Raw genomic sequence first — 18,740 nt, 5'->3', positions numbered from 1 at the left:
CACCTCCTATCGCATCATAAGGGTAATGTTTCCCGCGGCAATAATAATGGTAATGCTTAAAAAGAACATAAAAGATACGATAGCTAAGCAGGCAAATACATAAATGATACTTCGTCCTATAATATCTAAACATTTAATAATAGCTCCGCCGCCAACCGGCTGTAGTACTGCCGCTGCGAATTTATAAATAAACGCGATACAAAAAATTTGAATCGCCGGAAAAGCAACGATTAAACATAAGATAACAAGTCCGATAATCCCGACCGTATTCTTTAACAATCCAGAGGCGCTAATAACAGTATCCGCCGCTTCTGTAAACATCCGGCCTACCACAGGAATAAAATTCCCCGTTACAAACTTCGCTGTTTTAACAGCTATCCCATCAGCAACTGCTGTTGCTGTCCCTTGTACAGATAATACGCCTAGAAAAATTGTTAGAAAGATACCAATGATCCCAACGCTTACATTTTGCAGGAGCTTGGACAATTTCGTAACTTTATATTGATCACTCATTGTACTTACAATGCTTAAGATGGTCGCCAGCAATAAAAGTGGAAGTACAATATAATTCATGAGCAGCCCACTTGTATTCATTAAAAAAATGATAATCGGATGGAAGAATGATACGGATACAACCCCGCCCCCTGTCGCTATGAGTGCTAGAAGAATAGGAAGTAGAGCTAATATAAAATCTACCATTGTTTGAATCGTTTCTCGTGCATACGTCATTACGACATAAAAACTATTTAAAGCAAAAATAATGAGCACCATGTATACAACTGCATCTGCAATTTTACTAACGCTACTCTTTGAAAAAGCTGATTGTAGGGACTGTAATAACGCACTAAAAATTGTCAGCATAATGAGCGTTCCGAGTAACTTTCCATTTGCAACAAGTTCATGAAATAAATATTTTAATAATCCTACCATCCATTCTTTTATAGAAAATTCCTTTTCACCCTTTACAAATTCCATAAAACTTCCCTTTTGACTCTCTGGTAAATAGCCTCCATACTTTGTGACAAGCCCGTCCCAAAACTGCTTCACATCTTCAATCCCTAATTTATCCAATTGCTGATCCACGACGTTTTGTTCTACAGGAGAAGCTTGTACAACAATTGGTAAAGAAAAGAAAAGGAAGCAAGCAAACAGCAGCTTAGCTCCAAACCTTCGCAACATTCACTCCTCCTTATCCCGTAGGTAAAAAGCCGAGAATTGTTTCAATAACAACCGTTAAAATAGGAATAGCCATAACAAGAATTAAAATCTTTCCCGCTAGTTCAATTTTTGAAGCGATTGCGCCTTGACCAGCATCTTTTGTAATTTGTGCCCCAAACTCAGCAATGTAGGCAATTCCAATGATTTTCAGCAGCGTCTCCACATAGACATTGCTCACTTTCGCCTCACTTGCAACTCTCTCAATCATTCTCAAAATAGAATGAATTTGATCGATTAGTAGCAGAAACATTACACTCGCAACAAATACAATAAACAAAGAAGTAATACTAGATTTATGTTGATTTAGCACAGCTGCTAAAAATGTCGCAACGAGGCCCAATCCGACAATTTGCAAGATTTCGATTCGAACCGCCCCCTTTACTGGAAGAGAAAGACACTTTTAATCTTGTCAAACAAAGTATTAATCAAAAAAGCTACATGAAATAAAATAACGACAAAACCAACAAGGATCACCCAGTTTGCAATATCCTCCCGCTTTAACTCTTTTAAAACTGTATGAATAAAAGCTAAAACAATGCCGATTCCGGCGATTTGAAATATTAATCCAACATCGATGGACATCGCCTTTCTCCCCCCTATAGCAGTAAAATTACGATAAGTAGCCCCGCTAATACCCCTAAACTCTTTATCATCTTTTCATATTGGAATTGCAGCGCTTTCGCTTCACCCTCTTCTCTTTCTAAATGCGTAATACATAAGCGAATATGCTTTTGCTGCGATTCACGGTCATGCTGCCCTAATGTTTCACCAAATTGTTGTAAAATCTCATATTCAGTTTGTTTAAATGCAGTGAGTTTCCAATTTTCTTGTAAACTGTCGAGCCAAGCTTCTCTAACTGTTTGTTCACCATTTTCTAACCGCTTTGAAAAACTTTGAAATATCCAGTTTAAAGGCTTCGGCATTTGTTTTACTAAGCGTTCGGCTGCTTCCGATAAAGGGGTATGCCCATACATAATTTCAGCCTCTAGGGATTGCAGTGCTGCTTTTAAAAGCCTAAGTTGACGTGGGCGTTCACTATACCTTTTCGCGTAAGAAAACCCAAAGAAAGTAGTCACTGCTACAATTAACACTGCACCAAATATTTTCACCATACACTTTGAGCCTTCCCTTGCCTTTGAACAGGCTTGCCATCCCCATCTTTCACTTGGACAACGGTTCCAGGTCCCTTTGCTTTTGATAGTTCAATAAAGCGATCAAACACCCCAAGTTCCATCACAGCCTTTAAAGATGGTCTTTTCATTACATCATCAAAAGAAAATCCGTGAGCACTTATAAAAAGCTGAACACCTGCATGAACTGCCTCCATAATAGCTTCACTATCTTCCATACGCCCAATTTCATCCACTATTAATATATCGGGACTCATAGAACGAATCATCATCATCATTCCTTCTGCTTTTGGACACGCATCTAGCACGTCAACACGGGGGCCAAACTCATATTGCGGAACCCCTTTTACACATCCAGCAATTTCTGAGCGTTCATCAACAATCCCCACTTTACAAGAAGGAATTTTATAGGAACGAACTCCTTGACTCATACAACGTGCCACATCCCTGAGAAGTGTTGTTTTCCCTGTTTGCGGTGGACCAATTACCATCGTATTTAACCAACGTGAGTCGTACAAATAAGATAGGAGCGGCTCAGCTATTCCAATTTTTTGACGCGCGATCCGAATATTAAATGACGACACATCCCGGATCATTTTCACTGCACTTTTCTCGGTAATTACTTTTCCAGCTAAGCCAATTCTATGACCACCGCGCAAAGTAACATACCCGCGCTTTAACTCTTCTTCCATCGTATAAATTGAATATTGACTCAGCTTATTTAATAAATAGATTGCATCCTCTGCTGTAACGACATAGTCATAAAAGAACACTTCTCCGTGTGCAATACATTCAAGCGGCCTTCCAATCCGGACCCGAATTTCTTCTAACACGCTATATTGTTCACAGCCTTCAATGAACTGTTTCATATGCTTTGGTAAAACTTCTAATACTTCCTTCATAAGCTTCTCCCCACTATAATTGACTTACTATTTCAGCACCGCAATAAAAATACAGCCAATTCCAAGAGTTAGAAAAAAAAGTTTCAGAAAGGAAATTTCATTTGCAACGCTTGCAATACCAATTGTCATCGTTAGAATCAATACAGTCGGTCCAACAAATGCCAGCATACCGTTTATAAACAATGCTTTTTTTGCATCATTCACATAAAGCATTAGCAAAGCGGCGAATATTTCCGCGCTACCTGAAAACAATCGAAGCAACCCCATAACAAGCACAGATGTCTCCATTGCCGCTAGCCACTGTTTCATTTTCCCACCTTCTCTCCTTACCAATTACTTTTCAAGTAACTTCTTAGACTTACTGAGTAAGTCGTACTCCAAAAAACATATATTTGTACAACCATATGCAGAGGTTGTCTATTTCAGAAGTAAAAACATATTTTTTCATATTACTCTCAACAAAAATAATCATAATATTCAAAACTTTATATGTTACACTTAGTATATGAAAGGAGAATTTTCTATGAAGCACGTCACATTATTACCACTCGATTTACAATATACGGACATCATTTTTACATTATCTCGTGAGAATTTTTTAAGTTGGAATGGTATTAAATAGCAAGGAGGTTTTGGAGTGAAAGCAATTAAATTTATTATTACAATCACATTAGAAGTAATTGGCATTTACCTTTTTTCCAAACTGGTTAGTTGGTCATTTATGGAGACGTTTTTTCTAGGGAGTTTAGCTATATTCGGTGTTATTTGGTTGCTTGCGCTAAATATCAATCTTAACGTTAATATGGATCACACTATATACAAAACAGGGAAAGTAAAACCATTCCAATTCATTTGGAGTCCTTACATAATAGGAACAATCAGTCTTATAGCTATCAGTCTTATTACAAGCATCATTTATTATTTACCGTACTTCACATAAAAAAGCACTCGTGATGATCACGAGTGCTTTTTCTAACTATGCACGAGAAACGTATTTACCTTCACCTGTGTTGATGATAAGCATTTCACCTTCATTAATGAAGATTGGTACTTGTACAACAAGACCTGTTTCTAATGTAGCTGGTTTCGTTACGTTAGAAGCTGTATCACCTTTAATACCTGGTTCTGTTTCAACAACTTTTAACTCAACAGTATTTGGAAGTTCAACTCCAAGTACTTCACCTTGGTATGTCATAATAGCTACTTCCATGTTTTCTTTTAAGAATTTTAGTTCATACTCGATTTGAGCTTCGCTAAGTTCGATTTGCTCATAAGTTCCATTATCCATAAATACGTGAGCCTCACCGCTCGCGTATAAATATTGCATACGACGGTTTTCGATATGTGCTTTCTCTACTTTTTCACCAGCACGGAATGTTTTTTCTTGAATCGCACCTGTGCGAAGATTACGTAGTTTAGAACGAACGAACGCAGCACCTTTACCCGGCTTTACGTGTTGGAAATCAATAACTTGCCAAAGGCTGTTGTCCACCGCAATTGTTAAACCTGTACGAAAATCGTTTACTGAAATCATGCAAAAAATCCTCCTGTGTATTACAAAATAATAAGTTCTTTTGGAGACTTCGTGATTACTTCATTACCGTCACTTGTTACAATAATATCGTCCTCAATACGTACACCGCCAACACCTGGAATATAAATACCTGGCTCTACTGTCACAGCCATACCAGGCTCAAGTACCGTTTCAGAGCGGAATGCTAAACCTGGTGCTTCATGAATCTCAAGACCCACTCCATGACCTGTAGAATGTCCAAAGTATTCACCGTATCCTTTTTCAGTTATGTAGTCACGTGTTAATGCATCAGCTTCACGACCAGTTAAACCAGCTTTAATGCCGTTTACACCACGAAGCTGTGCTTCTAAAACGACATTGTAAATTTCTTTTAATTTATCAGATGGCTCACCGACTGCAATCGTACGTGTAATATCAGAGCAATATCCTTTATAATAAGCACCGAAGTCTAGTGTTACGAAATCTCCCTTTTCTATCACTTTTTCAGATGCCACACCATGCGGCAATGCTGAACGAAGTCCTGAAGCAACGATAATATCAAACGAAGAAGATGTTGCTCCTTGTTTTCTCATGAAAAATTCAAGTTCATTTGACACTTCAATTTCAGATACGCCTGGGCGAATGAATGATAGAATATGTTCAAAGGCAGCATCTGCAATCTGTGCAGCTTCCTTTAATATCTTAATCTCTGAATCAGTCTTAATCAAGCGTAACTTTTCTACAAGCCCAGAAGTTGGAACAAATTCTGCTTCAACTGCTTCTTTATGTGCTGTATAAGAGCTATATGTAAGCGTATCTTGCTCAAAGCCAAGCTTTTGAATTCCCAAGTTTTTCACTTGTTTCGCAACTTCATCAAGAATTGCCCCTGTATGTTGTACAATATCATACCCAACAGCTTGCTTACCAGCTTGCTCTACATAGCGGAAATCTGTAATAAATAGGGCGCGGTCATTCGAAATAAGTACAACACCAGCTGTTCCTGTAAAGTTCGTCATATATCTACGGCTATATTCATTCGTTAATAAAATACCATCAATACCAGCTTCACCAAATGCACTTCTTAACTTCGTGATCTTTTCCATCAGTCTATGCCCCCCTCAGTTTCTCCAATAATGCAAATAACGCTAACTTATAACCATAAAAACCAAATCCAACAATTTGTCCCGCTGCGACCGCTGCCGTTACAGATTCATGACGAAACGATTCACGCTGATGAATGTTAGAAATATGTACTTCAATAACTGGAATCGAGATACTGGCAATTGCATCTCGAATCGCATAGCTATAATGCGTAAATGCCCCAGGATTTAGAATGATCCCTTCATATATGTCATCTGCCTCATGAATGATGTCAATAAGAGCACCTTCATGATTCGATTGAAAACATTCTAACTCCACTCCCAATTTCTCTGCTTCTTGCTTCATCTCTGTTTCAAGTGTCGCTAACGTTCCTTTCCCATATACATTCACCTCTCGAACACCGAGGCGATTTAGATTAGGACCGTTAACGAGGAGTAATTTCTTCATCTTGCAAAACTCCTTAATATAAAAATGTCTATAAAACATTTTAACACAGGAGTCACTTATTTGAATAGTTTGTCTACTCTATCCCTTCTCCCCGATTCACATTATTCGCTTCAAACGAAACAGAGTATGTGATAAATACACCATATAAAATAAAAATACATATCGTTGTGACAATTGTTTCTTTCGGTAAATGAAGTGCATTTTTAATAACAGGGGCAATAGAACCAAGCCCAAAAAATAAAAGACTCCACCAAAAAAGACCATACAATATTCCAGGCAGTATCCCTTCAAATCTTTTGAAAAGAGCCTTATAGAGAAATGCCACTAAAATAGAAAGAAGCCCCATACAAATAATACCTAATACATTTCCCCAAACTCCTTCTTTCCACGCTCCAAACGCAAATGGTAAAAGTAGATAGTTTGGTCCCGCTTCTGTAAATGAAAAAACATGAAGAAAATACCATATACTCCCCCAAAAAACACCACCAAATAAACCAATCTGTACAAATTTCTTTGTTATTGATTGTTCTTGCTTCACATCAACACCTCCGCTTATTAGTATGTCCGAAACTATTTTGAAGCATGTTTAAATTATGCGAAATTTGTCTATAAAAAGAATAAGAAATGTCTAGCTTCCGTAACAATTTTCCTTGTCAGCAGCTTGTGTTTGTCGATAAAATAAAGGAAACTCGGTGATTGTCAAATCTCACAGTGACAGAACCAAGTGTGACAATTGCCTCTTTTCTACATAAGAGAGAAACAAATACAGGTTGGTGTTAACATGGCAGAGGAGACAAAACAAATATACGGAGGGCAAGCGGTCATAGAAGGAGTTATGTTTGGCGGTAGAGAATATACTGTTACAGCGGTTCGTCGTAAGGATAAATCGATCGAATTTTACCGATTACCACGCGTACGCAATAAGGTATCATCTTTGCTGAAGAAGATTCCATTTATACGTGGCATCGCAGCTATCATTGATGCAAGCGCTAATGGAGCAAAGCACTTAAACTTTGCTTCGGAACGATTTGACGTTCATCCTGCGGACGATGAACAGCTTGCAAACAAAAAAGAAGAACAATCAAAATTGACGATGATATTAGGAGTAGCCACAGTCGGAGTCTTATCGTTCGTATTCGGCAAAGTTATTTTCACAGCAGTTCCCGCACTTTTAGCAGAATTGACAAGGCCGATTTTCCCATCTCACACTGGGCAAATCGTTGTTGAAAGCATCATCAAGCTCATCCTTTTACTGAGCTATATATATATTGTGTCATTAACTCCGCTCATTAAGCGTGTATTTCAATATCACGGTGCGGAACATAAAGTCATCAATGCTTACGAAAACAACCTTCCACTGACAGTAGAGAATGTACAAAAACAAACTCGTCTCCATTATCGCTGCGGTAGTAGTTTTATTATATTTACAGTCATTATCGGAATGTTTGTTTATTTTCTTGTTCCAACTGATCCCCTTTGGGTCAGAGTGGTAAATCGAATTTTATTAATTCCAGTTGTTCTAGGTATTTCTTTTGAAGTCTTGCAATTTACAAATCGATTACGAGATATTCCGGTCTTGCGCGTATTAGGATATCCAGGATTATGGCTTCAACTATTAACAACGAAAGAACCAGAAAATGATCAAGTTGAAGTTGCAATTGCATCTTTTGAAGAATTATTACGTTTAGAAGGAAAACAACAATAATTTTTCAAAATGGTACTCAACTCCTTCCCTGTCGCTAATATACTAATTTAAATATATGTTATTTAGGAGGTGTTCCCTATGAACGGTCGTTCGTTTACGTTCGCTTTAGTCATGCTTATTATTGGGTTAGCAATATTTGGTCTCGTATCATCTGCAATTACAAATCCATACGGAATGATCAAAAACATTGCCATCATGTTACTTGTTGTTGGTGTCTTTTATTTATTATATAAAATGTTTACAAGCTCCAGCGGTTCCGCCAATTCGCAAAACTCGTATAAGCGTGCTGCGAAACACTCGAACCGAAAATACGGAAAACAAAACGTAGCACCCCTAAGCAATTCTTTATTAAAGCGAAATGCTTCTGATGACAAAGTTAAGAAAGGCAATTCATCCGTATTAAAAAGGAAGCGAAAACAATCTCATTTAACCGTGATTGAAGGTAAAAAAAATAAAAAGAAAGACCGCGCTTCCTTTTAGGAAATGCGGTCTTTTTTCATTTATGCTCTCTCACATATTTAAGCACTTCTGCTAAACTTTTGTCTTGCATGCTTTCTAAGCGAAGATCGTGATTTTCAAACTGCAAAGTCTTTGTAACTTCATTTGGAACAACGACACATTTTAATCCCGCTGCAATCGCTGCTTTCAATCCATTTACTGAATCCTCAAATACAACAGCTTCTGAAGAATCAATTTCCAATTCCTCAATAGCTGCCAGATACAGCGCTGGATCTGGTTTTACTTTCTCAACATCTTCTTTTGTTTTAATCACTTCAAAATACTCTCGTATTCCTAAATCTTCCAAAAAACCAACAACCCATTTTCTTGAAGAACTAGAAGCTAAACCAATTCTTACTCCAAGACTTTTTGCTTCTTCTAAGTATTCTTGCACACCTTCACGAGCTACTGGTATTTTCATTTTCTCTTGATGTACAGCCGAAACTTTTTCTTCTAGCAATGTTTTATTAAATTTCTCTTTCAATTGTTGTTCAATATATGTATAAAGCACTTCATCTGTTGTTCCAATACATTTAGCAAACTCTTCTAGAGGTAACTCACCACCATATTCGCGCATTACTTCCTGAAAAGATTGAAACCAAATTGTCTCTGTATCTACAATTAATCCATCAAAGTCAAAAATAATTGCTTTCATTCCTATCCCACCTTTTACAAAACGATTTTTCACATTTCTATACATTCAATTTAAAGAAAGTAATTTCCTTTTCTAAACAAAAAAGGAAACGCCTCTCGTTCCCTTTACTTTCCCCGCTCTTCATTTGCTTTTTGAACACCACGAAGTGTTTCAATTCGAAGTTCATCTTGCTCAAAATACTGTACTAAATCACCAACACGGTCAATAGCTTCCCAACTTAAATGATGTTCAATTCCTTCTACATCATTATAAATCTTACTCTCATCCACACCGATGATACGCAAAAATTGTTCTAGTAACTCATGACGATATACAAGACGCTCCCCGATTTTTTTCCCTTTTGATGTTAATACAAGCCCTCTATATTTTTCATAAATGAGATACTCATCTTTATCTAACTTTTGTACCATTTTCGTTACAGAGGATGGATGTACACTAAGCGCTTCAGCAATATCAGATACGCGGGCATATCCCTTTTCATCAATCAACAAATAAATTTGTTCAATATAATCTTCCATACTAGGGGTAGGCATCGGTTTCCTCCATCCAATTTCATTTTGTGTTTTCCGCACTAAGCAATCAATAAAATGATACACCAGAAAGGATATCGTGACAAGGGTGGAAACAAGCCTAAAAATACGAAATAAAAAAGAATCTGCAAAGTACTACAGATTCTTCTATGTGAAATATTGAATTTCAGCATCTGGAAAATACTCGTGAATATATCCTCGTATTGTTTTCTCTAACCTTACTGCATCATCTTTCTGATATACATACTTTCCGATACCATATCGTCCCCAATTATATTTTCGTTTCTCCTCGTCCATTTCGAGTTTTGTATTGGGATAACGTTGTTGTATTACCTTTTTCGCTGGCTTAGTAAAGCGATGTTGAATTAATTCGAATGATAAATTCGGCAAAGTTAAATCTTTTAACACATCAAAAAGTCGTTCAAATAATTCACGATACCCGTCTTCCCAACCTTCATGCATATAAATTGGAGCAACAATAAAACCAAGTGGATAATTTGCCCCCGCTACTTTACGAGCCGCTTCAATTCGATCCTCAAATGGTGAGGTACCCGGTTCAAAATTTTTTATGACATATCGAGAATTGATGCTGAAACGAAAACGCGTTTTCCCATTATGCTTTGCATCTAACAAATGATCAACATGAGAATATTTTGTCACGAAACGCAAACGACCATATTCACTCTTCCCAATAAATTCAATCGTTTTCTTTAAAGCATGTGTTAAATAATCGATTCCTACAATATCCGACGTACACGCTGCTTCAAAACGCGTTATATCTGGCGCTCTTTCATCCATATATTGCTGCGCTCTCTCAAAAATTTCATCTAAATTCACATATACACGAACATATGGCTTGCTGCCTAATGTTGTTTGCAGATAACAATAATGACAATGTCCCATACAACCTGTGGCAAGTGGTATTGCATATTCAGCCGATGGTTTAGATGTATCAAACTTCAACGTCCGTCTTACACCAACAACAAGTGTTGTTTTCGCATTGCGATATTTTTGCAAATCATTCTCTCCAGGTAAATCACGAATTTGATTATGTGATGTTGTTTCTCGAATTTCCAGACCCATCTTTGTAAACTTCTCATACAACTCTTTTCCAAGTGGATACTCAAGTGCCCCTGGTTCAAAATAAACAAGCTTTGGCATAAATGGCTTCATACAACTTCCCTCCCTATTCCTAGTATGAGCAGACAATCGATAACAACGCTGTTTAAAGTTTTCCACTTCAGTAACTTGCATGGCAAGTTACTGAAGTGTTATAATTTTGATAACATCTACCTTGCACAACAAGTTACCTGAATTAAAGGTGGTGAAATCATGCATAGTCAAATGTTAAAAGGTGTGCTCGAAGGATGTATTTTATACATCATTTCTCAAGAAGAAGTGTATGGGTATGAACTAAGTACGAAATTAAATCAACACGGTTTTACATTCGTAAGTGAAGGTAGCATCTATCCCCTTTTGCTACGAATGCAAAAAGAAAAGCTCATAGCCGGTACCTTAAAAGCCTCAAACCTTGGTCCAAAACATAAGTATTATCATGTGACAGATAAAGGATTTGAGCAGTTAGAAGCGTTTAAAAAGAGCTGGGGGATGGTCTCGACGACGGTAAATAATTTGTTACAAGGAGAGTGAAGGATTTGAAAGCAAAAGACATGATTGAACTTAATAATAAAAAGCGTAAATTGTTGACAGAAGAAAACGAGGCTGCTTATGGAGATATGCTAGTATACATTCGATTTGCTAATATTCCAGAGCAACAAGTAGAGGAACTGTTACTAGAAATTTTAGATCACCTACTTGATGCGCAAGAAGAAGATAAAAATGCCTATGATGTTTTTGGACATAACTTACAAGATTACTGTGATGAAGTAATCGCTGCACTTCCAAAACAAAATATATGGCAGAAAATAGCCACACCAGCCTTTATGAGTAGTTATTTACTTGCTATATTTTTCGCTATTAATTCTCTTGCAGCTTTTATTTTGCCCTTTTTCTTTGACAACAAACGCTTCCAATCTGTACAGGTAAATTTTATATATGTATTTATAATCATTATCGCTATACACCTTGCTATCCGTTTTGTATTTGACTTTATTAAAGGGGATTTATTCAACAACCACATGAGTAATTGGAAGCGTGTAAAAGGATTCATTTCCCAACAAAGCCCATGGTTTATACTCATTGTCATTTCTTTATTTTTTATCGATCACCCAATTATAAAGTATCAACTGTCTCCTTGGATTGGATCATTTCTTGCTATCACTTTTTATTTTTTTTATAAATTTTTTTATAGACGCTTAAACTTTTAATTATACAGGGAGTGAGAAAATTGAACGCAAAAGACATGGTTGAGCTAAACAATGACAAACGCAAGCTTCTAACCCCCGAAAACGAAAATATTTATAGCGATATGCTCATTTATTTACGTTTTACTACCGTTCCCCAAAAACAAATGGAAGAACTACTTTTAGAAATATTAGATCACCTTTTAGACGCTCAAAAAGATGAAAAAAATGCTTACGATATTTTCGGGGAAGATCTAAAAGCATATTGCGATGAATTAATAAAATCATCTGAACATCAAACTACTTTTGAAAAAGGAGCAGTAATTGGTTTCGCAGTTAGTTTATTACTAGCTATTCAATTTGGATTTGATACACTTTTATCAGTTATGCATGTCCTCTTCACAGATGAAAATACATCAAACATTGCCTTTAGCATCCCTGGAACAATATTATCAGCCTTTATTTTTACTGCAGGCACTATTTTAACTTTTTCCCTATTAAGACGCTATTCTTTCACAATATTAGCATCTTGGAAGCAAAAGACTATGCTTATGTTATCCTTTTGTATACCTTTTGGATTATCAATATTTACAAACATTTATTTTAAAACACAATCTTATTTATCATTCAACTTAACAATTTTACAAGGCACTCTCGTTGCAAGTTCCTTTTACATTTTATACAAACTTTTATATAAAACCTCTAGATTTTAACAGCCTCAAAAGGCTGGTTTTCTTTTGTCTAATTTTACAAATTGAAAAATTTCATAAAGAAAAAAAGAAAAATGCAAAATAATTAACGTAAATTGTTGACGTGATGCTTTTATTATCGGTATCATATTTCTTCGTGAGCAATTATTTTTCGTTATACGATTTTTTTATTATTACTGAATTTTTGAGAGGGGAAATTTGATGTCACTTAAGAAGAAAACGCAAGTACGCACCGGCAAAATGGTACGTGAACTAATGTTAGCAGACGAAGATGTAAATGCTTCGCTAATTATGGTATACAGTGAAAACGGTGTAAATGCAGAAATTAAAATCGAGGGCTTAACGCCGAAATGTAACGAAGAATTATTTTTGAGCGGAAACGTAGATTGGAACAAAAGTGTGATTTATAAAATTGTCGATTTCACAGGTAACGCTGAAGTTGGTAAAGTTACATTAACAGCAATGAACAAAAACAATGTTTCCCTAGAAATCGAACGCGTTATGTGGAGTAAAGAAAACAAAGAGGCAGCTGAACAAGAAGTAACACCTGTAGAAACTGCGCCAAAGAAAGAAGTAGTTGTAGAAGCACCAAAAGTAGTTACAACTGCGCCTAAACCTGTTACACGTGTTGAAGAATCTGTCGCAATACCTAAACCTACTCCAACACCTGCACCGAAGCCAGTGCGTTCAGAAACAGTTGTAGTGGCACCTACTCCAGCACCTGTAAAAGAGGCAGTACCTACTCCAGTTGCAAAGAAAGAAACGACTGTAGCTATGCCTACAAAACCGAAACAAACAGCTGTGGCGGAAACAAATTCAAAACTACAAGAGAATTATGTGAAGCTTGTGAAAAAGACAATCGAAGTGTGTCAAGATTACGAGCTTGGCATCGACATAGATGATTCTATTGAAAATTTAAAAGAAGAATTACAAAGCCAAGGAATTAGTGTTACTTTTGATAAAGAGATTATGGATGTTGTAAATCGTCTTCGTTCTTTACAAGAAAAAGGGATTAAAGTAGAAAAGGTACTAAATTTATTATAAAAAACAAGGAGATGGCAAATGCCGTCTCCTTATTTTTTATAATTCCATTCATTACTTTCGTACTTTTCTTTTGCTAATGTTTGTACTTCCTGAAGCTGTTCTTCCGTTAGTTCATACGGAACTAGCTCTACATCTAAACCTTTTTCAAATCCAATTTGGAACGCTTCAATCAACTGTTCAATTGTAAACGTACGATCTGTTAATTCATTGATTGCGACGGCTTTTGAAGAAAACATACTCTTCATACGCTCTTTCACTCGATCATTTGGGAATAGGAATAAATCATATAGCTCATCTAAGTCAATTTCTAACGGAATTGACCCGTGTTGCAGAATAACACCTTTTTGACGCGTTTGAGCGCTCCCAGCAATTTTTCTACCTTCTACAACAATTTCATACCAAGATGGTGCATCAAAACATACACCTGAACGTGGATTTTTTAAATTCTCACGATCCGCTTCTGTTTTTGGAACTGCATAGTACGCTTCTAATCCTAGCGCCTTAAAACCTTCAAGTAACCCCTGCGAAATTACACGATACGCTTCTGTAACTGTTTTTGGCATCTTAGGATGACCTTCAGAGACAATGACACTGTAGGTTAATTCCTTATCGTGCAATACGCCTCTACCACCTGTCTGACGGCGAACAAATCCATATTCCTTCTCTTTTACTACATCCATATTGATATCTTTTTCTACACTCTGAAAATACCCCACCGTTAACGTTGGCACTTCCCATTCATAGAAGCGAATTATCGGCGGCATTTTCTTTTCACTTTGCCAATTTAATAAACATTCATCTAACGCCATATTAAATGCCGGTGAACATTGACCAGAGTTAATATAACACCATTTTTCTTTTCCCATCCTGCACCTCATATAACCAATTATTTTTCACAATCTCTAGTCTAACAAATTCGACAAAATTTGTGAAAGAATACGAAATTTCTTCTTCTCACCGAACGAACCTGTTGCATAAATACATATGGGCATTATAATATTTAAAGTAGGATAAGAAAAAAGGGAGCGATAGAATCGTGTCAACAAACTTAATTATTATACTAGCCGTAGTTCTGGCATTCATCGGCTACTCTGTATGGATGTTTTTCTATCAGAAAAGATTAATTAAAACACTTTCAGAAGAAGAATTTCGCGCTGGCTACCGTAAAGCACAGCTTATCGATATTCGTGAAGCAGATGAATTTAACGCTGGTCATATTTTAGGTGCTCGTAACATTCCGTTATCACAAATTCGTATGCGTTACAAAGAGCTACGTAAAGACCAACCTGTCTATTTATACTGCCAAAGCGGATTCCGTACAGGACGTGCCGCTCAATATCTAAAAAAACAAGGTTACAAAGATTTCTACCAATTACAAGGTGGATTTAAATCTTGGACAGGCAAAATTAAAAAGAAATAATATTTTAAAGAACTAGCATAACTCATCAGCTAGTTCTTTTCTTCCATGTTGTTCGCAATATACAATAAGTTTTGTTTCACTTCTTCCTCATTTCCTAATTCTACATTACGGTATAGCAATTGATACTCTAATCCTTTCTCTCTCCAAATGAGTGTCGCAAATTCTTCCCCCTGTTCACCCTCATCCCTATTTTTAAAATAGGTAGCTGAACCATTATCTAATCTCATTTTTTCATGAAATCGATTTTGTTCTACAATATAAGGAAAACTGTAAGAAAAATTAGCAACTGTTAATTCTATATAATCTTTTCTTCCTTTTTCTTGTGGTTTATATTTTATCGTCAAGACAGCGTTCTTCTTCCCAATTGTTCTTACTTCTCCTTTTACATCATTCATAACATCGTACGGCAAATACGTCGGAACTTTATATGCTGCCGAAAAATATTTTTTTGTATCTTTTAACGAAATGGGACCAGATACAAGATCTACAGCTCCATCCGCATTTCCCACAAATTGTTTTTCTTCTTTCGCCGTTTGTTGGAATGAACATGAGCTCAGCAACATACTCGAAAACACGAAACAAATGATTCTTTTTTTCAATTTGTTTCCGCCCTTTCATACCGCTCCTTTTGCGAACAAAGCGTTAATATGTTGTTCATATTCGCTTCACTTGTTTACTCTCCCTTTGAAAACTTTCCTCGTTTATCTCACACATTTTGACATACTGTATCTTTTTAGACAAAAAAAGACTCTTCGTTACTCTTACGCCCAAAAAGGTTACGCGAATAACGGAAAGTCTTATTTATAAAATAGATTGTGAAAAGCTTTTCAGGTCAAGCCTTTTTCAGTATTTTTCCATTCTTATCTATTTGCCTTTATAATGAATGAAGAGGTGATACATATGGCGAATATAAAACAAATCGCGAAAATCGCTGGAGTATCTATCACGACGGTTTCGCGCGTGCTAAATGACCATCCCCACGTCAGCGATGAAAAGCGAAAACGCGTTTTAGATGCAGTTGAAGAGCTAAATTATGCAAAGAATATAAATGCAGTTCATTTAATAAAAGGAAAAACATTTACGGTTGGGGTGATGCTTCCTTTCATCAATTTACCCTACTTTAGTACCCTTATTGAAGGGATTGGAAATGAAGCATTAGCTGCTGGTTATCATATTAATTTGTGTCAAACGAATTACGATAGTAAAGAAGAGATTCGCGTTTTAGAAATGATGAAAATGAAACAATTTGATGGTATGATTATTTGCTCACGAGCAAGCTCGTGGGAGCAAATTGAACCTTTCGCAACGTTTGCTCCCATCATCTCATGTGAAAAAATGAAACATCCCCTTATTTCATCTGTCTACGTTGATCACTATGAGGGCTTTCGCATCGGCACAGAGTATTTATTACAAAAGGGACATGATTACATCGGGGTTTGCCTAGCTCGCGAACACAGTGCCAATACAAAACAACGAAAACAAGCATTTTTTAATACGCTCCATTCATCTGGAAAAACGGTTCATCAAGACTGGATGTTTTATCAATGTTATACGATGAAAGACGGTTCCAAAGTCATGCAAAACATATTAAAAATGAAAAAACGTCCCACTGCTATCTTTGCTGCAAACGATCAAGTTGCAGCTGGTTTATTAACAGAAGCAAAAAAACAAGGTCTGCACGTTCCAGGTGATATAGCAATTCTAGGGTTCGATAACCATGAAATTTCCGAAGCTTTAGAGATTACAACAATTGAACATCCTGGAAAAATCATGGGGTCTCATGCTTTTTCCATGTTTTATAAACAAATACAAAACGAGCAAATCCAAAATAATTCAAAAGAACTCTCTTTCCGATTAATTGAGCGTCAAACCGTATAAAGAGTATCTAATTAGGTACTCTTTTTTAGATGTTCTTCCTATTGACTTTATTTTTTCTTTCTTTTATACTTAAACTAACGAACGATAGGTAGGGGATGGAAATGACAGCAAACCGCATTAAAGCTGTAGCACTCTCTCATTTCGCACGCTACGGCTATGAAGGGACTTCATTAGCAAATATTGCTCAAGAAGTCGGGATTAAAAAGCCATCGATTTACGCACACTTTAAGGGAAAAGAAGAATTATATTTCATCTGCTTAGAAGCAGCCCTGCAAAAAGATTTACAATGCTTTACTGATGATATAGAAGCACTTTCGGAATCATCTACTGAAGTATTACTCGTAAATCTGTTAAACGGTTATGCAAAACGATTTGGTGAGAGTGAAGAATCAATGTTTTGGTTACGCACTTCTTATTTTCCACCCGATGCATTTCGCGAGCAAATTATTGAAAAAGCAAATGCTCACATTGAGAATATTAGGGAACTTTTATTTCCTGTATTCAAACGAGCAAATGAACAAGGTGAACTGCATAACATTGAAATTAAAGACGCTCTAGAGGCTTACTTATGCTTACTTGATGGTCTTATGGTTGAACTATTATACGCAGGTTTAAATCGCTTTGAGACCCGCTTAAACGCCTCTTGGAAAGTGTTTTGGCGCGGCCTTTCAAAATGACGGATTGCTTTCTTTGCAATGCGTCGTTTTTCAGCCCTTTACCTAACGACTGGTAGGAAGGAGAAATAATATATGGCATGGATCTATGTAATTTTAGCTGGTATTATTGAAATTTTTTGGGTGATTGGACTAAAGCACGCGGAGACACCACTTGAATGGATTGGTGTCGCTCTATTAATTACAATTAGTTTTGTCCTATTATTTAAAGCCTATAAAGATTTACCTGTAGGAACTGTATATGCTGTGTTTACAGGTATCGGAGCTGGTGGAATCGTTCTTACAGAGATTTTTATTTTTGGAGAACCTTTTTCAATTGTAAAAGTTTTATTAATCGGTTTAATCTTCTTCGGAGTAATTGGTTTAAAACGAGTAACAGGTGAACAAGAAGAGAAGGAGGCCGCATAAAATGGCATGGGTATTTTTAATTATTGCTGGTATTTGTGAAATCGTTGGTGTACTGTTTATGAAAGTAGCCACTGAAAAAAAAGGCTGGGCACCAAAGCTTATTTTAATCGCCAACTTTGGAGTAAGCTTCTTCTTCTTATCACTTGCAATGGACTCATTACCAATGGGAACAGCTTACGCCATTTGGACAGGAATTGGAACGGCTGGAAGTGCACTCTTAGGCATTTTGATCTTCCGCGAATCAGCTGATTGGCGTCGTCTTGCCTTCTTAAGCTGCATTTTATGCGGTGCAGTTGGCTTAAAATTAATGAGCTAACGTGAGGTGAATGTCATGTGGAAAGAAAAAGGGAAACAGCTTCTGACAGGAATTCTGATTGGAATGGTTATTCTACTGCAAATGAGCTTTCATGTGATAGAAGGGCTATTCCATAAAGTTATTTCTGTTCTTACGTTCCTTCCCAACATGGCACTTGAAGTCGTATCTATCGTTTGGTCGATTATTGCCTCCATTACCATTATTATCGTTTGGAGTATCGCTAAACTTTGGAATAAAATAACCAAAAAAGACAGTTCTTCTGAAAAGAAGTAACTGTCTTTTTTATGT

The 18,740-nt window shown here is 36.6% G+C and carries 28 protein-coding genes; 13 read left to right on the top strand and 15 right to left on the bottom strand.

Going from position 1 to position 18,740, the window contains the following annotated elements; all coding sequences use genetic code 11:
• Window positions 1-6 precede the first annotated feature (6 nt).
• The 6 genes from spoIIIAE to HRG09_RS01715 are packed head-to-tail and all read right to left on the bottom strand — an operon-like array spanning window position 7 to window position 3,559.
• The gene (gene spoIIIAE, locus HRG09_RS01740; protein WP_174099058.1) at window positions 7-1,179 is read right to left on the bottom strand and encodes a stage III sporulation protein AE; all 1,173 of its coding nucleotides are present in this window, start codon (window positions 1,177-1,179) and stop codon (window positions 7-9) included.
• Between the two features lie 10 nt (window positions 1,180-1,189).
• Window positions 1,190-1,573, bottom strand: coding sequence for a stage III sporulation protein AD (gene spoIIIAD / locus HRG09_RS01735; RefSeq protein WP_001167588.1), 384 nt, complete (start codon window positions 1,571-1,573; stop codon window positions 1,190-1,192).
• Window positions 1,574-1,596: 23 nt separating this feature from the next.
• Window positions 1,597-1,800 carry a stage III sporulation protein AC gene (gene spoIIIAC, locus HRG09_RS01730; protein WP_000020914.1) on the bottom strand — a complete coding sequence of 68 codons (204 nt, stop codon included), beginning with the start codon at window positions 1,798-1,800 and terminating at the stop codon, window positions 1,597-1,599.
• Window positions 1,801-1,814: 14 nt separating this feature from the next.
• Complete coding sequence (gene spoIIIAB, locus HRG09_RS01725) at window positions 1,815-2,330, bottom strand: stage III sporulation protein SpoIIIAB (protein ID WP_174099057.1); 516 nt, start codon at window positions 2,328-2,330, stop codon at window positions 1,815-1,817.
• A complete protein-coding gene (gene spoIIIAA / locus HRG09_RS01720) occupies window positions 2,324-3,250 on the bottom strand; it encodes a stage III sporulation protein AA (protein WP_174099056.1) in 927 nt (308 codons plus the stop codon). The genes spoIIIAB and spoIIIAA overlap by 7 nt, the downstream gene beginning before the upstream one ends.
• Window positions 3,251-3,277: 27 nt before the next feature.
• Window positions 3,278-3,559: a YqhV family protein gene (locus tag HRG09_RS01715; RefSeq protein WP_017150874.1), complete on the bottom strand. Its 282-nt coding sequence runs from the start codon at window positions 3,557-3,559 to the stop codon at window positions 3,278-3,280.
• Window positions 3,560-3,887: 328 nt separating this feature from the next.
• Here HRG09_RS01715 and HRG09_RS01710 point away from each other — a divergent pair, with 328 nt between their 5' ends.
• Window positions 3,888-4,190 carry a hypothetical protein gene (locus HRG09_RS01710; RefSeq protein ID WP_174099055.1) on the top strand — a complete coding sequence of 101 codons (303 nt, stop codon included), beginning with the start codon at window positions 3,888-3,890 and terminating at the stop codon, window positions 4,188-4,190.
• A gap of 36 nt (window positions 4,191-4,226) precedes the next feature.
• Here HRG09_RS01710 and efp read toward each other — a convergent pair whose 3' ends face one another.
• From efp to HRG09_RS01690, 4 genes are all read right to left on the bottom strand, one after another.
• The gene (gene efp, locus HRG09_RS01705) at window positions 4,227-4,784 is read right to left on the bottom strand and encodes an elongation factor P (RefSeq protein WP_174099054.1); all 558 of its coding nucleotides are present in this window, start codon (window positions 4,782-4,784) and stop codon (window positions 4,227-4,229) included.
• A gap of 20 nt (window positions 4,785-4,804) precedes the next feature.
• On the bottom strand, window positions 4,805-5,866 hold the full coding sequence (pepQ, locus tag HRG09_RS01700) for a Xaa-Pro dipeptidase (protein ID WP_174099053.1): 1,062 nt from the start codon (window positions 5,864-5,866) through the stop codon (window positions 4,805-4,807).
• 4 nt (window positions 5,867-5,870) lie between these two features.
• Window positions 5,871-6,311 carry a type II 3-dehydroquinate dehydratase gene (gene aroQ / locus HRG09_RS01695; protein WP_174099052.1) on the bottom strand — a complete coding sequence of 147 codons (441 nt, stop codon included), beginning with the start codon at window positions 6,309-6,311 and terminating at the stop codon, window positions 5,871-5,873.
• A gap of 73 nt (window positions 6,312-6,384) precedes the next feature.
• Window positions 6,385-6,849, bottom strand: coding sequence for a YqhR family membrane protein (locus tag HRG09_RS01690; protein WP_174099051.1), 465 nt, complete (start codon window positions 6,847-6,849; stop codon window positions 6,385-6,387).
• Window positions 6,850-7,092: 243 nt separating this feature from the next.
• Between HRG09_RS01690 and HRG09_RS01685 the strand changes: the two genes are divergently transcribed.
• Both HRG09_RS01685 and HRG09_RS01680 read left to right on the top strand, forming a co-directional pair.
• Window positions 7,093-8,016 (top strand): DUF1385 domain-containing protein, encoded by a 924-nt coding sequence (locus HRG09_RS01685; protein ID WP_174099050.1) that lies wholly within the window; start codon window positions 7,093-7,095, stop codon window positions 8,014-8,016.
• A 78-nt stretch (window positions 8,017-8,094) separates the two neighbouring features.
• A complete protein-coding gene (locus HRG09_RS01680; RefSeq protein ID WP_174099049.1) occupies window positions 8,095-8,496 on the top strand; it encodes an SA1362 family protein in 402 nt (133 codons plus the stop codon).
• Between the two features lie 16 nt (window positions 8,497-8,512).
• Here the strand turns inward: HRG09_RS01680 and HRG09_RS01675 are convergent, their stop codons facing one another.
• The 3 genes from HRG09_RS01675 to splB form a co-directional block, all read right to left on the bottom strand.
• Window positions 8,513-9,169 (bottom strand): HAD family hydrolase, encoded by a 657-nt coding sequence (locus HRG09_RS01675; protein ID WP_174099048.1) that lies wholly within the window; start codon window positions 9,167-9,169, stop codon window positions 8,513-8,515.
• 104 nt (window positions 9,170-9,273) lie between these two features.
• Window positions 9,274-9,702, bottom strand: a complete 429-nt coding sequence (gene mntR / locus HRG09_RS01670) for a transcriptional regulator MntR (protein WP_174099047.1) — start codon at window positions 9,700-9,702, stop codon at window positions 9,274-9,276.
• Between the two features lie 144 nt (window positions 9,703-9,846).
• Complete coding sequence (gene splB / locus HRG09_RS01665) at window positions 9,847-10,872, bottom strand: spore photoproduct lyase (protein WP_174099046.1); 1,026 nt, start codon at window positions 10,870-10,872, stop codon at window positions 9,847-9,849.
• A gap of 159 nt (window positions 10,873-11,031) precedes the next feature.
• On the opposite strand from splB, the gene HRG09_RS01660 reads away from it, so the two are divergent.
• The 4 genes from HRG09_RS01660 to HRG09_RS01645 all read left to right on the top strand — a co-directional run bounded on the left by HRG09_RS01660 (window position 11,032) and on the right by HRG09_RS01645 (window position 13,756).
• Window positions 11,032-11,349, top strand: a complete 318-nt coding sequence (locus HRG09_RS01660) for a PadR family transcriptional regulator (protein WP_174099045.1) — start codon at window positions 11,032-11,034, stop codon at window positions 11,347-11,349.
• A gap of 5 nt (window positions 11,350-11,354) precedes the next feature.
• The gene (locus HRG09_RS01655) at window positions 11,355-12,026 is read left to right on the top strand and encodes a DUF1129 family protein (protein WP_174099044.1); all 672 of its coding nucleotides are present in this window, start codon (window positions 11,355-11,357) and stop codon (window positions 12,024-12,026) included.
• A 20-nt stretch (window positions 12,027-12,046) separates the two neighbouring features.
• Window positions 12,047-12,715, top strand: coding sequence for a DUF1129 domain-containing protein (locus HRG09_RS01650; protein ID WP_174099043.1), 669 nt, complete (start codon window positions 12,047-12,049; stop codon window positions 12,713-12,715).
• A 198-nt stretch (window positions 12,716-12,913) separates the two neighbouring features.
• The gene (locus HRG09_RS01645; protein ID WP_174099042.1) at window positions 12,914-13,756 is read left to right on the top strand and encodes an energy transducer TonB; all 843 of its coding nucleotides are present in this window, start codon (window positions 12,914-12,916) and stop codon (window positions 13,754-13,756) included.
• A gap of 29 nt (window positions 13,757-13,785) precedes the next feature.
• Here HRG09_RS01645 and HRG09_RS01640 read toward each other — a convergent pair whose 3' ends face one another.
• Entirely contained in the window at window positions 13,786-14,622 is an 837-nt protein-coding gene (locus HRG09_RS01640) for a lipoate--protein ligase family protein (protein ID WP_174099041.1), read from the bottom strand.
• Between the two features lie 170 nt (window positions 14,623-14,792).
• On the opposite strand from HRG09_RS01640, the gene HRG09_RS01635 reads away from it, so the two are divergent.
• The gene (locus HRG09_RS01635) at window positions 14,793-15,176 is read left to right on the top strand and encodes a rhodanese-like domain-containing protein (RefSeq protein WP_017150860.1); all 384 of its coding nucleotides are present in this window, start codon (window positions 14,793-14,795) and stop codon (window positions 15,174-15,176) included.
• Between the two features lie 29 nt (window positions 15,177-15,205).
• Here the strand turns inward: HRG09_RS01635 and HRG09_RS01630 are convergent, their stop codons facing one another.
• The gene (locus tag HRG09_RS01630) at window positions 15,206-15,751 is read right to left on the bottom strand and encodes a DNA polymerase III subunit delta (RefSeq protein ID WP_174099307.1); all 546 of its coding nucleotides are present in this window, start codon (window positions 15,749-15,751) and stop codon (window positions 15,206-15,208) included.
• A 325-nt stretch (window positions 15,752-16,076) separates the two neighbouring features.
• On the opposite strand from HRG09_RS01630, the gene HRG09_RS01625 reads away from it, so the two are divergent.
• The 5 genes from HRG09_RS01625 to HRG09_RS01605 all read left to right on the top strand — a co-directional run bounded on the left by HRG09_RS01625 (window position 16,077) and on the right by HRG09_RS01605 (window position 18,725).
• Window positions 16,077-17,054 (top strand): LacI family DNA-binding transcriptional regulator, encoded by a 978-nt coding sequence (locus HRG09_RS01625; protein ID WP_174099040.1) that lies wholly within the window; start codon window positions 16,077-16,079, stop codon window positions 17,052-17,054.
• A 95-nt stretch (window positions 17,055-17,149) separates the two neighbouring features.
• On the top strand, window positions 17,150-17,731 hold the full coding sequence (locus tag HRG09_RS01620) for a TetR/AcrR family transcriptional regulator (protein WP_174099039.1): 582 nt from the start codon (window positions 17,150-17,152) through the stop codon (window positions 17,729-17,731).
• Between the two features lie 72 nt (window positions 17,732-17,803).
• Window positions 17,804-18,136 (top strand): DMT family transporter, encoded by a 333-nt coding sequence (locus tag HRG09_RS01615; RefSeq protein ID WP_174099038.1) that lies wholly within the window; start codon window positions 17,804-17,806, stop codon window positions 18,134-18,136.
• A gap of 1 nt (window position 18,137) precedes the next feature.
• Window positions 18,138-18,452 (top strand): DMT family transporter, encoded by a 315-nt coding sequence (locus HRG09_RS01610; RefSeq protein WP_098336277.1) that lies wholly within the window; start codon window positions 18,138-18,140, stop codon window positions 18,450-18,452.
• Window positions 18,453-18,467: 15 nt separating this feature from the next.
• Window positions 18,468-18,725 carry a DUF3975 family protein gene (locus tag HRG09_RS01605; protein ID WP_174099037.1) on the top strand — a complete coding sequence of 86 codons (258 nt, stop codon included), beginning with the start codon at window positions 18,468-18,470 and terminating at the stop codon, window positions 18,723-18,725.
• The last annotated feature ends 15 nt before the right edge of the window (window positions 18,726-18,740 follow it).

The sequence above is a fragment of the Bacillus sp. Xin1 genome (assembly GCF_013314535.1).
Classification (GTDB): Bacteria; Bacillota; Bacilli; order Bacillales; family Bacillaceae_G; genus Bacillus_A.
Note: the sequence above shows the minus strand (reverse complement) of the source record. Positions and strands in the feature narration are given on the sequence as shown.